General features: G+C 60.3%; 14 protein-coding genes. 7 read left to right on the top strand and 7 right to left on the bottom strand.

Features of this window, described 5'->3' with window-relative positions; all coding sequences use genetic code 11:
• Nucleotide 1: 1 nt before the first annotated feature.
• The 3 genes from KQP88_RS01355 to KQP88_RS01345 are packed head-to-tail and all read left to right on the top strand — an operon-like array spanning nucleotide 2 to nucleotide 3676.
• On the top strand, nucleotides 2-1069 hold the full coding sequence (locus KQP88_RS01355) for a microcin C ABC transporter permease YejB (RefSeq protein WP_216704630.1): 1068 nt from the start codon (nucleotides 2-4) through the stop codon (nucleotides 1067-1069).
• Nucleotides 1069-2091, top strand: a complete 1023-nt coding sequence (locus tag KQP88_RS01350) for an ABC transporter permease (RefSeq protein ID WP_216704629.1) — start codon at nucleotides 1069-1071, stop codon at nucleotides 2089-2091. Before KQP88_RS01355 ends, KQP88_RS01350 begins: the two co-directional genes overlap by 1 nt.
• 1 nt (nucleotide 2092) lies before the next feature.
• On the top strand, nucleotides 2093-3676 hold the full coding sequence (locus KQP88_RS01345) for an ABC transporter ATP-binding protein (protein ID WP_216704628.1): 1584 nt from the start codon (nucleotides 2093-2095) through the stop codon (nucleotides 3674-3676).
• 3 nt (nucleotides 3677-3679) lie between these two features.
• On the opposite strand, the gene KQP88_RS01340 is transcribed toward KQP88_RS01345, so the two are convergent.
• The 4 genes from KQP88_RS01340 to gabT form a co-directional block, all read right to left on the bottom strand.
• On the bottom strand, nucleotides 3680-5173 hold the full coding sequence (locus tag KQP88_RS01340; RefSeq protein ID WP_216704627.1) for a methyl-accepting chemotaxis protein: 1494 nt from the start codon (nucleotides 5171-5173) through the stop codon (nucleotides 3680-3682).
• Nucleotides 5174-5322: 149 nt separating this feature from the next.
• Nucleotides 5323-5811, bottom strand: a complete 489-nt coding sequence (locus KQP88_RS01335) for an Lrp/AsnC family transcriptional regulator (RefSeq protein ID WP_002555947.1) — start codon at nucleotides 5809-5811, stop codon at nucleotides 5323-5325.
• 46 nt (nucleotides 5812-5857) lie between these two features.
• Nucleotides 5858-6514: an HAD family hydrolase gene (locus KQP88_RS01330; RefSeq protein ID WP_200993587.1), complete on the bottom strand. Its 657-nt coding sequence runs from the start codon at nucleotides 6512-6514 to the stop codon at nucleotides 5858-5860.
• Between the two features lie 77 nt (nucleotides 6515-6591).
• Nucleotides 6592-7896 (bottom strand): 4-aminobutyrate--2-oxoglutarate transaminase, encoded by a 1305-nt coding sequence (gene gabT, locus KQP88_RS01325; protein ID WP_095067325.1) that lies wholly within the window; start codon nucleotides 7894-7896, stop codon nucleotides 6592-6594.
• A 273-nt stretch (nucleotides 7897-8169) separates the two neighbouring features.
• On the opposite strand from gabT, the gene KQP88_RS01320 reads away from it, so the two are divergent.
• Nucleotides 8170-9099, top strand: coding sequence for a 2-hydroxyacid dehydrogenase (locus KQP88_RS01320; RefSeq protein WP_216704626.1), 930 nt, complete (start codon nucleotides 8170-8172; stop codon nucleotides 9097-9099).
• Nucleotides 9100-9156: 57 nt separating this feature from the next.
• Here the strand turns inward: KQP88_RS01320 and argA are convergent, their stop codons facing one another.
• Complete coding sequence (gene argA, locus KQP88_RS01315; protein ID WP_025258025.1) at nucleotides 9157-10455, bottom strand: amino-acid N-acetyltransferase; 1299 nt, start codon at nucleotides 10453-10455, stop codon at nucleotides 9157-9159.
• A gap of 126 nt (nucleotides 10456-10581) precedes the next feature.
• Nucleotides 10582-11730 (bottom strand): acetylornithine deacetylase, encoded by a 1149-nt coding sequence (argE, locus tag KQP88_RS01310; RefSeq protein ID WP_216704625.1) that lies wholly within the window; start codon nucleotides 11728-11730, stop codon nucleotides 10582-10584.
• A gap of 160 nt (nucleotides 11731-11890) precedes the next feature.
• Here argE and KQP88_RS01305 point away from each other — a divergent pair, with 160 nt between their 5' ends.
• Nucleotides 11891-13258: a CYTH domain-containing protein gene (locus KQP88_RS01305; protein WP_216704624.1), complete on the top strand. Its 1368-nt coding sequence runs from the start codon at nucleotides 11891-11893 to the stop codon at nucleotides 13256-13258.
• Between the two features lie 232 nt (nucleotides 13259-13490).
• Nucleotides 13491-14420 (top strand): IS110 family transposase, encoded by a 930-nt coding sequence (locus KQP88_RS01300; RefSeq protein WP_216703852.1) that lies wholly within the window; start codon nucleotides 13491-13493, stop codon nucleotides 14418-14420.
• Between the two features lie 127 nt (nucleotides 14421-14547).
• On the opposite strand, the gene KQP88_RS01295 is transcribed toward KQP88_RS01300, so the two are convergent.
• Complete coding sequence (locus tag KQP88_RS01295; RefSeq protein ID WP_025258022.1) at nucleotides 14548-15018, bottom strand: Lrp/AsnC family transcriptional regulator; 471 nt, start codon at nucleotides 15016-15018, stop codon at nucleotides 14548-14550.
• Between the two features lie 127 nt (nucleotides 15019-15145).
• On the opposite strand from KQP88_RS01295, the gene KQP88_RS01290 reads away from it, so the two are divergent.
• Complete coding sequence (locus tag KQP88_RS01290; RefSeq protein WP_200993591.1) at nucleotides 15146-15493, top strand: hypothetical protein; 348 nt, start codon at nucleotides 15146-15148, stop codon at nucleotides 15491-15493.
• Nucleotides 15494-15596: the final 103 nt, after the last annotated feature.

Here is a 15596-nt window from a genome sequence, read left to right as displayed (position 1 = left end):
CATGCTGGCTTATATGATTCGACGCCTGTTGCTGATCATCCCCACGCTGCTGGCCATTCTGATTGTGAACTTCCTGATCGTACAGGCGGCGCCCGGCGGCCCGGTCGAGCAGGCCATCGCCCGCATTCAGGGCTTCAGTCCCAACGGGGTCGGCGGTGGCGGTGGCGAAGTGGCGGCCTCCGGCACGGCAAGCCGCAGCACTCGCGGGCTGGACCCGGCACTGATCGAGGCGATCAAGGAGCACTACGGCTTCGAAAAACCCATGCACGAACGTCTGTGGCTGATGCTCAAGAACTATGCACAGCTGGATTTCGGCACCAGCTTCTTTCGTGGTGCCGAAGTGACGGAACTGATTGCCCAGAAACTGCCGGTATCACTGTCCCTGGGACTATGGGCCACGCTGATTACCTACCTGATCTCCATACCGCTGGGCATCCGCAAGGCCGTGCGGCATGGCAGTGCGTTCGATGTCTGGAGCAGCACGCTGGTCATCATCGGCTATGCCACGCCTGCGTTTCTGTTCGCCATTCTGTTGATCGTGGTCTTTGCCGGGGGCAGTTACCTCAGCTGGTTTCCGGCGCAAGGCCTGCTCTCGGACAACTTCGACAGCCTCAGTGCCTGGGGCAAGGTCAAAGACTACCTCTGGCATCTGGTGCTGCCGGTCAGTGCCCTGGTGATCGGCGGTTTTGCCACGCTGACCATCCTCACCAAGAACAGCTTTCTCAACGAGATCAGCCGTCAGTATGTGGTCACGGCACGAGCCAAAGGCCTCACGGAACACCGGGTTCTGTATGGCCATGTGTTCCGCAACGCCATGCTGCTGGTGGTCGCCGGGATTCCGCAGGCCTTGATCGAGGTGTTTTTCGCCGGCTCCCTGCTGATCGAAACCATCTTCGGCCTCGATGGGCTGGGGCGCATGAGCTACGAGGCGGCGGTGTCGCGGGACTATCCGGTGGTGTTCGGCACGCTGTTTCTGTTCACGCTGTTCGGCCTGCTGATCAAGCTGGTGGGCGACCTGTGCTACACGCTGGTCGACCCGCGCATCGACTTTTCCGCGAGGAGCGCCTGATGTTCGAGTTTTCTCCCCAGAGCAAACGCCGCATGGCGCTGTTCAAGGCCAACCGGCGGGGCTGGTGGTCGCTGTGGATCTTCCTCGCACTGATGCTGGTCTGTCTGTGTGGCGAGCTGATCGCCAACGACAAGCCGCTGGTGCTGAGCTACGAAGGCAGGCTGTACTACCCTGTTCTGCACACCTACATGGAAACCGACTTCGGTGGCGAACTGCCCTTCGAGCCGGACTACTCCAGTGACTACGTACGCCAACTGATCGCCGCCAAAAACGGCTGGATGCTGTTTGCACCGATCCCTTTCAGTTACGACACCATCAACTATGACCTGCAAGCTCCATCGCCCAGCCCGCCGGACAGCCACAACTGGCTGGGCACCGACGAGCAGGCCCGGGATGTGCTGGCGCGGGTGCTGTTTGGTGCCCGGATATCCATCCTCTTCGCCCTGCTGCTGACCGCGATCAGTACCGTGATCGGGGTCTGTGCCGGCGCGATCCAGGGCTACTACGGCGGCATGACCGACCTGATCGGCCAGCGGATTCAGGAAATCTGGTCCGGTTTGCCGGTGCTGTATCTGCTGATCATTCTGTCCGGCTTCGTTTCACCGAATTTCTGGTGGTTGCTGGGCATCATGGCGCTGTTCTCCTGGCTGGCGCTGGTGGATGTGGTACGGGCCGAATTCCTGCGCGGCCGCAGCCTGGAATACGTCAAGGCGGCCCGCGCCCTGGGCCTGACCGATACGGCGCTGATGTGGCGGCACATCCTGCCCAACGCCATGACCAGCACCCTGACCTATCTGCCCTTCATCGTCACGGGCGCCATCGCCACCCTGACCGCGCTGGACTTTCTCGGCTTCGGCATGCCCGCAGGCAGCGCCTCGCTGGGTGAACTGATCGGTGAAGCCAAGCGCAATCTGCAAGCCCCCTGGCTGGGGCTGACCGCCTTTGTGGTACTGGCGCTGATTCTTTCCCTGTTGGTGTTCATCGGCGAAGCCTGCCGCGACGCTTTCGATCCCCGGAGCTGACATGCAAGAGACCCTGATTGAAATACGCGACCTGCGCGTCGCCTTCAACGGCCACGAAGTGGTGCATGGTGTCAGCCTCGATATCCGGCGCGGCGAATGCCTGGCGCTGGTGGGTGAGTCCGGCTCGGGCAAATCCGTCACGGCCCACTCGATCCTGCGCCTGCTGCCGGCAAAGACCGTCAGCACCCAGGGTACGATCCGCTACGACGGCGTGGACCTGGTGAGTGCCAGTGACAAGCAACTGCGCAGCCTGCGCGGCAACCGGGTGGCGATGATCTTTCAAGAGCCCATGAGCTCGTTGAACCCGCTGCATACGGTCGAGAAACAGATTGGCGAAATCCTGATCACCCACAAGGGGCTCAAGGGCAAGGCCGCCCGGGACCGGACGCTTGAGCTGCTGGACCTGGTGGGCATCCGTGACCCGCTCGCGCGCCTCAAGGCTTACCCTCATCAGCTTTCCGGCGGTCAGCGCCAGCGCATCATGATCGCCATGGCGTTGGCCAACGAGCCTGACCTGCTGATTGCCGATGAACCCACCACGGCGCTGGATGTGACGGTGCAGGTGAAGATCCTCGAACTGCTCAAGTCCCTGCAACAGCGCCTGGGCATGTCATTGCTGCTCATCAGCCACGACCTCAATCTGGTACGCCGCATAGCCCAGAGGGTCTGTGTGATGCGTGAAGGGCAGATCGTCGAGCAGGCTGACTGCCAGGCCCTGTTCGACCACCCGCAGCACCCTTACAGTCGCCTGTTGATCAACGCCGAGCCTGACGGCGAGCCGGTGCCTTCTACCCATCGCAACACCCTGCTGTCGGTACAGGACCTGAAAGTCTGGTTCCCGTTGAGCAAAGGCTGGTTCAAACGCGACCCTCGCTACATCAAGGCTGTGGATGGGGTGAGTTTTGAACTGCTCAAAGGCAAGACGCTGGGCATCGTCGGCGAGTCCGGCTCGGGCAAATCGACCCTGGGCCAGGCGATCCTGCGCCTGGTCGATTCCGAAGGCAGCATCCGCTTCGGCACCAAGGAACTGAGCCTGCATAGTCAGCACCTGATGCGCTCCTTGCGGCGCCAGTTGCAAGTGGTCTTTCAAGATCCGTTCGGCAGCCTCAGCCCACGCATGACCGTGAAACAGATCATTGCCGAAGGACTGGTCACCCACAGGATCGGCACTGCCGAGGAGCGCGAGCAGACGGTCATCCGGGTCCTGCAGGAAGTCGGGCTCGACCCGGCCACCCGTCATCGTTACCCTCATGAATTCTCCGGCGGTCAGCGCCAGCGCATCTCGATTGCCCGGGCGCTGGTGCTTGAACCGGATCTGATTCTGCTGGACGAACCCACCTCGGCACTGGATCGCACGGTGCAGAAACAGATCGTCGCCTTGCTGCGCGACCTGCAGATTCGCCACGGCCTGACGTATCTGTTCATCAGCCATGACCTGGCAGTGGTTCATGCACTGGCGCATGACCTGATCGTCATCAAGGACGGAAAGGTGGTCGAGCAAGGCCCTTCACGAGAGATCTTTGCCAGGCCACAGCAGCCCTATACACAGGAACTGCTGCGGTCATCGGGACTGGTCTTCGCATGAAACCTATCGGTTGAAGGTCTTGCCCAACGCCTCAAGTCGCATGGCCAACGGGGGCAAGCGTTGGCTGCTTTGGGTCAGCACGTCGATATTGGCGGCGGTGTCTTCGGCGATGTTCTGTACCGAGCGCAGTTGATCGGCGATTTCCCGGCTTGCCGTGGACTGCTCGTCAGTGGTGGTGGCAATCAGGCCGTTGAGTTGCGTGATATGGCCGATCCCGTCACCCACGGCGCGCAGCGATTCGGATGCGCGCTGGCTGTTTTCGACGCAGCGCCCGACATCTTCGAGGCTGTCCTGCATGGCCGTGGCAGCCTGGCGGCTGCCTTGTTGCAGGTCATGGATGATGACCTGGATTTCCTTGGTGGACGAAGCCGTGCGCTGGGCCAGGTTACGGACCTCATCGGCCACGACGGCAAAACCACGGCCCTGCTCGCCAGCCCGGGCGGCTTCGATGGCGGCATTGAGTGCCAGCAGGTTGGTCTGTTCGGCGATGCTGCCAATCACATCCAGCACCTTGCCAACCTGCTCCGACTGCTCGGCAAGGGCCTGCACCGTTTCATCGGTGGTGTTGATACGCTCGGCCAGCCGGGTGATTTCAGTTTGCGCCCGACCGACGCTTTCACGCCCGTGCGTCACCTGTTCGTGGGCATCGCCAGCACGCTGAACAGCTTGGGCGACATGCCCGGAAATATCGTTCATGGCGCCGCCCATGCGCTGCATCGCATCACTCATGCGGGCGATTTCAGTCAACTGATGCTGCGCTCCGGCTTCCAGTGTGCCGCTGGCCCTGGCCAAGTCATGGCCCAGTTCGCCAAGGCCGCGAGTATCACGGACCACGCCATCCACCAGCCCGGTGATCTGCGCCAGAAAACTCTCGAAGCGCTGGGTAAGGGAAACCCTGCCGGCTTTTTCACCAACCCGCGCATCGGTAGTGAGCTGCAAAGCGGTGGCGAGCATTTTGTCGAGCATGTCCTGATTCTCGACGGCCTCGGCCTGGTTCTGAACGGCGAGGTACATGAGGATCGCCGTCTCTACCACTACATAGACGGCATGCACCATCACCATGCCCCAGCCACTGGCATGGTGCATGACATACACCGGGAAGCCCGAATGCTGCAGGACGTGGAATACAACGTGATGAACGGCGATCACGGCTGCTGCAACCAGAATCGGCAGCCAGTCGCGGTAGAAGGTCAGTACGGCCAGGAATACAAAGATGCCGAAGTGGATTTCCACCACTCCCTGGGCCTGATTGATGTGCAGGGCCGCCATAATCATCAGGCCGACGCCAAAGCAGCAGCGCATCAAACGGCTGCCGCCGATGGCTCGATACAGTGCAGTCAGCACCAATGCAGTGCCACCGCCCACCAGCATTGCCTGAGTGAAGGTGTCGTGCCAGAACGCCAATCCGATCGAATACACAAACAGCAGCCAGATCAGGCCAAGCATGATGCGATCGGCCTTGCGGTAATGCTCAAGAAAACGAGGAGCTGAAGGCATCAAACACTTCCTTATGAGAGGACCAGACAACAGACGGCAAGCTCCATGGCGCAGCAAAAGACCGGCCAAGTCATCGGACAACTAGATGAGACGCAACAGAATGTGTCAAATCGGTGACGTTGCGCAACTCGATTGTTGGCCTTTAGCCATCAATGACGCAAAAGCTTGCGTAAAGGCACACCGTCTTTCATGACAGGTGATTTGATGACGATGTAGCTGAAGTACTTGGAGATGCCGATATTCTTGTCCAGCAACTCCTCGATCACTTCCTGATAGTGCTGGATGCTGCGGGTCATGAAGCGCACCAGATAGTCGTAGCCGCCACTGATGAGATGGCATTCGAGCACTTCGTCCACGTGCCGGATATTGGCCTCGAACTTGGCAAAGTCTTCGCGCTTGTGGTCGCTGAGGGAGATTTCGGTGAACACCGTGACCGATTCGGTGATCTTCGCGAGGTTCAGGTGAGCCTTGTAGCTGGAGATATAACCGGCCGATTCCAGGCGCTTGACCCGTTGCAGGCAAGGGCTGGCTGACAGGCCTACAGCATCTGCGAGGCTGACGTTGGTCATGCGACCGTCTTTCTGAAGCTCGACCAGGATATTGATATCAATACGATCCAGTTTGACCAGGCCTTCCATCAGCTACCTCTTCATTGCCGTTCACCAAAGCTCTCTTCTAGCAAAATCAGCGCCTTAAAGACAACTGATGCTGCGCCACAAGGTCGGCCATGCTGTTGATACACAGATCGGCGGGGCAAGGCTGACGATGTTCGGCACGGTCGCGACGAATCAGGCACAGGCCGCCGTTGCCCAGCGCCGACGCGGGAGGCCGTGACACCAGCAGGGTTTCACTCGGGTGCAGATCCATCTCGGCCAGCCAGGTCGTGTCATCCAGCGGGTGCGTGGTCAGCGACAACAGGCTGTCGGGTTCCAGCCCAAGACGCTCGCACAAGGCATTGCGATCCTGAGCATCGCGGTCGGCATAAACCAGCAGTCGGTAAAACTTGCGCAGGTACAGCATGGCACCCGGCGCATCCTCGAACAGCGTCCAGGTGTCCACCGAACGCGCGAAAGCCATGCCTTCTTCCCAGGTGACCCTTGCGCCGAAACGCTCGGCCAGTTGTCGATGGGCAAAACACAGCAGACCACTGAACCCCAGCTCGCCGAAACGCGGATAAAGCGCACTCACGGCCTCAGCGAATGCCGCCAGCACCTGCTCCCTGTCGGGTTTGCCGGTGCTGTGTTCCAGCAATGGCTGCAACGCCGACCAGACACCGGAATCGCGGTCCACCAGAACTTCATCGCAGTCGATCAACAGTGCCCGGTAATCAGTCAGCGCCATGACAGGTCAAGCCTCCATTAAACATTCAGTACCCACGGCCACGCAGTGTGAACACCTGCGCGGCCGGGCTTGAGCGACTACTTCGACTTCAATACTCGTGCCAAGGCCCCGTCGAGGATGGTCAGGGCTTCGTCGATCTGCTCTTCAGTCGTCACCAGGGGCGCAAGGAAGCGCAGCACGTTGCGATAGACGCCACACTTGATCACCAGCAGGCCGCCGATACGGGCCTGATCGATCAGTCGCTGATTGAGATCGGCATCCGGGCTGCGCGCAGCATCGTCCTTGACGATTTCCATCGCCAGCATGAAACCGGGACCACGTACGTCACCAATGCAGGAATAGCGGGACTGAAGCTTGAGCAAGCCGGCACGCAGGTAGTGGCCCAGTTGCTCGCCGCGCTCCGGCAGTTTTTCCTGTTCGTAGGTATCGATTACCGCCAGGGCTGCGGCGCAGGCCAGAGCATTGCCGCCATAGGTGCCGCCCAGGCCGCCCGGAAGCGGTGCATCCATGATTTCGGCACGCCCGACAACACCCGACAGCGGCAGACCGCCCGCCAGGCTTTTGGCAACGGTCACCAGATCCGGCTGAATGCCGGCGTGCTGGAAACCGAACCATGTGCCCGTACGACCAAAACCGGTCTGGATTTCATCGAGAATCAGGACAATGCCATGCTGCTCGGTCAAGGCCCGCAGCGCTTTCAGGAACTCGACTGGCGCAGCCAGAAAACCGCCATCGCCCTGCACAGGCTCGATGATGATGGCCGCCACGCGATCCGGCGCAACTTGTGTCGCCAGCAATTCATGCAGCGCAGCCAGGGCCATTTCACCCGTGACGCCACGGTATTCGTTGGGGTACGGGGTGTGGAACACTTCCGGCGCCAGCGGCCCGAAGTTCTGCTTGTAGGGCTGGCTCATGCCGGTCAGGGTCGTGCCCAGCAAGGTGCGACCGTGGAAGCCGCCCCGAAACGAAATGATCGCCGGGCGATTGGTATGGGCGCGGGCAATTTTCACCGCGTTCTCGACCGCTTCGGCACCGGACGTGAAAAACACCGCCTTGTGGTCGATGCCGCTATCACCGGCCACCAGGTTGCTCAGGCGCTTGGCCAGTTCCACGTAAGGCTGGTAGGCAACCACCTGAAAGCAGGCATGGGTGACCTTTTCCAACTGGCCCTGCACGGCCTTGACGACATTCGGATGATTGTGGCCGATGTTCAGCACACCGATGCCGCCGACGAAGTCCAGATAGCGCTTGCCATCGACATCCCACAATTCGGAACCCTGCGCACGATCGATGACCAGCGGGTGAGCAGTGACCACGCCACGGGGTACGAACTGATCGCGTTGACGGAGCAGATGAGGTGTTTCGTCGACTTTGCTGTTCATGGCTTTACCTGTAGTGGGCCGGGCAATCGGCACGTGATTGCGATGCTGTTCAGGTTAAGCGTTCAGCGAAACGATCTACGCCGAACTTGCCCCTCCAGATGCCCATATCCACTGTTTTCACCCTTGCAAACGGCAGATTCCTTCTGGCCATGCAATCTGCTGCACAACGCTCTGTTTACAGGCTGCGCGGCCCTTTTGCGGTGGCGCTTTCAACAGATCCTGCTCCAGTCTTGAGGCATGATGAAGGCCCACTTTCACGCTCAGGAAATGCCCATGCCTGCCCTGCTCTATAAAGCCGATCCTGCCCGCAGCGAGCGCTGGAAAGCCCTGTTCGCCGAGCACGCGCCCGATATCGAGTGGCGCACCTGGCCTGACATCGGCGACCCGCAGGACATCCATTACCTGGCGGCCTGGCTGGCTCCCGACGACCTGGAACAGGTACTCCCCAACCTCAAGGTGCTGTTTGCGCTGTCAGCAGGTGTCGATCAACTGGACCTGAGCCGTATCCCGAAGTCATTGCCGGTGGTGCGCTTGCTGGACCCCGGTATCAGCCACGGCATGTGCGAATACGCCTGCTTCGCCGTGCTGACCCTGCATCGTGAAATGCTGCGCTATCGTCAGCAGCAGATCGAAGGCCGCTGGCAGGCTCATCCGCTGATTCCGGCGCATAAACGGCGCATCGGCGTCATGGGGCTCGGGTTGCAGGCGCAGCATATTCTCGCGAGCCTGAAAGGGTTCGGCTTTGCCTTGTCAGGCTGGGCGCGCAGTGAGCATCGCATTGAAGGCGTCGACTGCCATGCGGGACCTGAACAACTCCCCGCGTTCCTGGCGCAATGCGACATCCTGCTGTGCGTGCTGCCCCTGACCGAACAGACCGAAGGCATCCTCGACCGCGAACTCTTCAAGCACCTGCCCAAAGGCGCGGCGCTGATCAATATGGGTCGCGGCAAGCATCTGGTGGAAGACGACCTGTTGGCCGCGCTGGACAGCGGCCAGCTCAGCGCCGCCGTGCTGGATGTGCTGCATAAGGAGCCGGCTGCCAGCGATCACCCGTTCTGGAAACACCCGAACATCCTGCTGACACCCCATGTCGCCGCCATGACCCAACCGGAAAGCGCATTTGCAGGCTTGCTGGAAAACATTCGTCGGTTCGAGCGGGGCGAGTCGATGGAAGGGCAAGTGGATCGCGGGCAAGGCTATTAGGCATTCACGAATGAACCCGCTCCGGCCTTGCGCCGGAGCCGGTTCATTCGCAAGGCTTCAAATCGCCTTTTCGAAGATCTTCGAATTACGCTGATAGTTGTAAAGCGACGCCCGTGCGCTGGGCAGGCGGTCGACGGTGCTGGGTTCAAAGCCGCGCTCGCGGAACCAGTGTGCGGTGCGAGTGGTGAGGACGAACAGCGTCTTCAAGCCCAGGGCCCTGGCACGATTTTCGATACGCTCCAGCAACTCATCCCCGCGTCCGCCGTGGCGATACTCCGGGTTGACCGCCAGACACGCCAGCTCACCCGCCTCGGAATCGGCAATCGGATAGAGCGCCGCGCAGGCAATGATCAGCCCTTCGCGTTCCACCACACTGAACTGCTGGATCTCGCGCTCCAGCACTTCACGGGAGCGACGCACCAGAATCCCCTGCTCTTCCAGCGGCGTGATCAGGTCCATCAGGCCGCCCACGTCTTCGATGGCCGCCTCACGCACCAGCTCGAACTGCTCTTGCGCAACCAGCGTACCGCCACCATCACGGGTGAACAGCTCGTTCAGCAGTGCGCCGTCTTCGGCATAGCTGACGATATGGCTGCGGCCCACACCGCCGCGACAGGCTTCGGCAGCAGCATCCAGCAGCTCGGCCTGATAGTTGTTGCCCAGACGCAACAGATGCGCAGGCACTTGCTGAGGGCGCAGTTCACGCACCAGACGGCCCTGTTCATCCAGCAGGCCGGTTTCGGCACCGAACAGCAGCAGTTTGTCCGCCGCAAGGTCGATGGCCGCACGGGTCGCGACGTCTTCGCAGGCGAGGTTGAAAATCTCGCCCGTCGGCGAATAGCCCAATGGCGACAGCAGCACGATGTGACGCTCGTCCAGCAGGCGGTTGATGCCTTTGCGGTCGACACGGCGCACTTCGCCGGTGTGCTGATAATCGACACCCTCAAGCACACCGATAGGACGGGCCGTGACCACGTTGCCGCTGGTCACCCGCAGGCGCGAGCCCTGCATCGGTGAAGCCGCCATGTCCATGGACAGGCGCGCCTCGATGGAAATACGCAGTTGCCCTACCGCATCGATCACGCACTCCAGCGTTTCGGCATCCGTCACGCGCATGTCGCGGTGGAAACGCGGTGTCAGGCCGCGCTGGGCCAGACGGCTTTCGATCTGCGGACGCGAACCATGGACCAGCACCAGCCGCACGCCCAGGCTGTGCAGCAGCACCAGGTCGTGGACGATGTTACCGAAATTGGGGTGCGCGACACCATCGCCGGGCAGCATGACGACAAAGGTGCAATCGCGGTGGGCATTGATATAAGGAGACGCGTGACGAAGCCAGTTAACGTAATCGGGCATAACCGAAAGAGCCTGTAAAAGAATGGACGAAAGACAGAAACACGCACAACGCTGTGGTGGTTATCGTCGGAACAGGCTTGGCAACACGCGCAATCTCCTTCTCTATGGGGTTGTGTCTGGCCCGGTTTACTGAGGGCTCAGGCAATAATGCTGAATCAGCTGACGCAACAGAAGCACTGTAGGCTCCAGGCGTGACATTTCAAGGTATTCACCCGGCTGATGCGCGCAGGCGATGTCGCCAGGGCCCAGAACCAGTGTCTCGCAGCCAAGGCGCTGAAGATAAGGCGCTTCGGTGCCAAATGCTACTGCTGCAGCCGTATGACCTGTCAGACGCTCCGCAATGCGAACCAGTTCCGCATCCGCTGCCTGCTCGAACGGCGCGCACTCCGGGAACAGGGGCGCGTAATCGATCTGCACCTGATGCAGCTCGGCCAGCGGTTGCAGCTTTTGCCGGATGGCAGCGCGCAGCGCATCGGGGTCCATGCCCGGCAATGGGCGCAAGTCGAACTCCAGGGAGCACTGGCCGCAAATCCGGTTCGGGTTATCGCCACCATGGATGCAGCCGAAGTTCATGGTCGGTTGCGGCACGCTGAACTGCGGGTTGCGGTATTCGCGCTGCCATTGCTGGCGCAGCCCCTTGAGTTCGCTGATGGCGTCATGCATGGCTTCCAGCGCGCTGTGGCCAAGGCTTGGGTCAGAGGAATGGCCGCTGCGCCCGAGAATCTCGATACGCTCCATCATCACGCCCTTGTGCAGGCGAATCGGCTTGAGCCCGGTGGGCTCGCCAATCACCGCTGCACGCCCTAGCGGCCGACCGGCCTCGGCCAAAGCTCGGGCGCCGGCCATGGAGCTTTCTTCGTCGCAGGTGGCAAGAATCAGCAACGGCTGCTTGAACGGCTGATCGAGCAGGCCGCGCACGGCCTCGATCACCAGCGCGAAAAAGCCTTTCATGTCGCAACTGCCCAGCCCGACCCAGCGGCCATCGACTTCGGTCAGTTTCAGCGGATCGGTTTTCCACAGCGCTTCATCGAAAGGCACGGTATCGCTGTGTCCGGCCAGCACCAGCCCGCCGGGGCCCGAGCCATAAGTCGCCAGCAGGTTGAACTTGCCCGGCGAAACCTGCTGGATATCGCAGGCAAACCCCAGATCGCCCAGCCACCCCGCCAACAGATCGATCACCGCACGGTTGGATTGATCCAGCGAAGGCTGGGTGCAGCTCACCGAAGGCACGGCAATCAACGCGGCGAACTGATCTTTCATGGACGGCAAGGGCATGTATGCTTCCTGTAATCGGGACGGAACACAGACCATCATAGGGCCATAGCACCTGCGGAATAAACCGTTGCGAGCCATGTCCTGTACACTGCCGCCCTCAGCAGCCGTCAATCATTGGCTGCGCTCCCGTCATCAGCATCAGCGTTTGGACTTCCCGGCCATGCAAAAAGAAACAGAAATCAAACTCCGCGTCAGCCGCGAGACCCTCATTGCACTGCGCGAGCACCCCTTGTTGAAGAAACGCAACAAAAGTGGCTGGGAGCGTATCGAGCTGTCGAACCAGTATTTCGACACCCCTGAGCGTGATCTGGCCAGGGCCAAGGTCGCTCTGCGCATCCGTCGCGACGGCGATCGTCTCATTCAGACCATGAAGACCCGTGGCCAGAGCGTAGCCGGCCTGTCCGAGCGCAACGAATTCAACTGGGATCTGCCCAAGGCCAAGCTGGACCTGAAAAAACTCGAAGGCGACTGCTGGCCCGAGCAACTGGCGGATCTGGACAAGAAAACCATCAAGCCACTGTTCACCACCGACTTCATTCGTGAAAAGGCAGAAATCTCCTGGGGCCGTGGCAAGACCAAGGTCGTGATCGAGGCTGCTCTGGACCTGGGTCAGGTCGTGGCCGGCAAGCAGAAAGAAGAAATCTGCGAGCTGGAACTTGAGCTGCGCGAAGGCGAATCTGCCGCGCTCCTGGAACTGGCCGCTGAACTGGCCGCCACCCTGCCGTTGATGCCCTGCGATATCAGCAAGGCCGAACGCGGCTATCGCCTGTTCGATGCCAACAGCTACTCCCTGAGCCTGCCGGCACCGAAACTGGACGCCGAAACACCGCTGGACGACGCCTATGCCGCGCTGGCCTGGCATCTGTTGGGCAGCAGCCAGCGTCTGGCCGAGCAATATCGCTTCAACGGCCACTGGCGTCTGCTGCAGGAATGGGTCGAGTTGCTGGGCGAACTGCGTTCACTGACCAGCAGCCTGGGCCAGGCCGCGCCTCGCGCTTCTACCGCACAACTGCGGACCGCGCTGGATGCCCTGCTGGAAGACTGGCGCCCGCTGGTGCAGGCCGGTCAGGAAGATGAAGATGTACGCGGCGCGGCTCACGAGCAATTTCTCGATGAGTTGCTGGACACCCGTTGGGGCGAGTTCTCGCTGAACACTTCGCGCTGGCTGCTCAACCGCAGCTGGACCGCCGAGCGCAGCAACCGCGGCAACCGCCAGGGCGCAGCACTGCTGGCGAGCTGGCTGCCGCGCCTGCTCGCCGACGAAGCGACCGCTCTGCAACTGGGCCGCTACCAGCAACAACCCGAAGACCTGGCCGAGCAATTGCCACGCATCGAGCGCATCCAGGCGTGGCTGCACTGGGCACGTGGCGCGCTGGACCTGCCGGAACTGGATCGTCTGTATGGCGAGTTGAACAAACTTGAACAATTGGCCCATCAGGACATCAGCGACGAAGTGCTCGACGCTCGTGTCCATCAGGCATTGACTGTGTTCCAGAGCCGCGCCTGGAAAGTCCTGCTGCGCATGTGACGGTTGTTCGCGAATGAATTCGCTTGTGTCTTTGATCAGGGTAATGTCTGGGGTGAGAGGGGTGGATGGCAAGCTGACCATTCGCGGTGCCCAGAGCACGTGTGGGAGCCAAGCTGCCATCCACTCTTCCCGCTTTGGCTCAAAGCTCGAACAGTTGACTGAGTCCGACCTCGAACAACAAGCGTGAGCCAGGCCAAAGCGCCTCTCACTCTTTATCCTAGAGGTTTTACTCATGTCCGCCTATGCCGGAATTGATGTTTCCAAGGCCACGCTGCAGGTTGCACTGTTTCCCAAAGCAGATGATCTCTGCGTGCCTAACACCGAAGAAGGTCTCGCCAGCATCGCTGAGTACCTCAGCGCCCATCAGGTTGAACGTGTTCTTGTTGAGGCCACCGGGGGTTACGAGAGACTGTCGGTAAAGCTGCTGGCTAATGCCGGGTTCAAGGTCCAGCGTATCAACCCTGTCCGCTCACGCCAGTTCGCGCTGGCCATGGGCAAGCGCGCCAAGACGGACCCGATCGACGCGCAAATGCTGGCCATGTTCGCCTCCAGCCTGGAGGAAAAGGGTTTCGCCAAGCCTGACGAGGAACGCGAAGTCCTGCTTGAACTGGTCAACTTGCGTAGCAACCTGCTTCAACAACGCGATGACAACCGGCGCCGTATCAAACAGGCCGTACTGCCCTGCGTGGTGGAAATCTACCTCGCGTTGGAGGCCAGCCTTAAAGTGCAGATCAAGTCGGTGGATCAGCTTGTCGCTGCACAAACCCGCCGGGTCGACTCAGAACTGCTGCAACGGCTAGAGGCTGTAAAGGGCGTGGGGGCCGTGACAATCGCCAGCCTCTTCTGCTACCTGCCCGAGCTGGGCGACCTGAGCCGTGGACAAATCGCTGCCTTGGCCGGCGTGGCGCCGTACAACAACGACAGCGGTACCAAGACCGGTAAGCGGCAGATCTACGGTGGGCGGTCGAAACTACGCCGTGCGGCCTACATGTGTGCGCTGGGGATGGTGCGCTACAACTCCGATTTCAAGGAGCGTTATGCGAGGCTGCGTGCCAAAGGCAAGTGCGCGAAAGTGGCCCTGGTGGCCTGCATGCGGGTGTTGCTGATTCGCCTGAACGCCATGGCGCGCGACGGAACACCATGGCGTGATCAGGTGGTTTGAATGGGGGGCGGGCGTTGCCCGCCATCGCGGAATCTATCCGCGATGACATCATGAAAATGCCCGTTCATCGGGGAGCGATGAAAGACAGTTGGCTCCCACGTGGGAGCGACTTCAGTCGCGAAAAAAACTACTTCACAATCGGCAAACTGGTTGTGGACTTGATCTCGGATAACGCCACGGTCGAGTTCACTTCCTGAATCCCCGGCACCAGCGACAGTTTTTCAAAGAAAAACCGCTCATACGCCTCGATATCCGACGTCACGATGCGCAGCAGGAAATCCACCGAGCCCATCAGCACGTAACACTCCAGCACCTCAGGGAAGCCGCGGATCGAATCAGTGAATTCGGTGAAGTTCGAGCGCCCGTGGGCGTTGAGTTTGACCTCGGCAAAGATCTGCGTGTTGAGGCCGATTTTCTTGCGGTCCAGCAGTGTCACATTGCGCCGTATCACGCCCTCATCCTTCAGCCGCTGTATACGCCGCCAGCAGGGCGACTGCGACAAACCCACTTTCTCTGCAACCTGGGCACTGGAGAGCGAGGCATCCTCTTGCAGCAATGCCAATATCTTGCGGTCGTAAGCATCCAGCTCAACTTGCATAAACAATCCCTTTAAAATCCATATTGCGCATTAACAATTCCAAAAAAGCCTAAACCTATTGATCATAGACCAGAAATTTCCGTTTCGGCGTGCAAGAATTCCTCCATTCAATACAGGAGAGGCCAGTATGCCCAACCTCGAAGCCGTTGCAGCACCGGAACTTCGCCCAGACACCTGGTCACCCGCCACAACGTCCTGCTGCGCGCGCTATCAGGTTCTGGCCGAGGCAGAACCGGCTCTGCTGTGTCAGGTACTCAATCTGTTTGCCATGCAATACCTGACACCGCAGAACGCCATTGTTTCACGGCAGGACGGGTTGATGGCCATTGATGTCACAGTCGACGGGCTGAGCTGGCATCGAGCTCAGGTGATTGGCGAAAAAATGCGCAATCTGATCGATGTATGCTCGGTGGAACTGGAACAAATCCACGCCCCGCAAGCCGCTCATCAGCATGTTGCACTGGTCGCTGGCTGAAGTGTCTCGCAAACATTCGTAATTCCCGGTCGCACAGAGGGCTCAACACTGTCACGCTTGAGGGCTATTCTTGCTCATCGTCCGATGATGAATTGCCTCAAGG

Origin of the sequence: Pseudomonas lijiangensis, assembly GCF_018968705.1 — a bacterium.
Lineage (GTDB): Bacteria > Pseudomonadota > Gammaproteobacteria > Pseudomonadales > Pseudomonadaceae > Aquipseudomonas > Aquipseudomonas lijiangensis.
The sequence above is the reverse complement of the archived record's forward strand: the minus strand, read 5'-3'. Positions and strand labels throughout refer to the sequence as shown.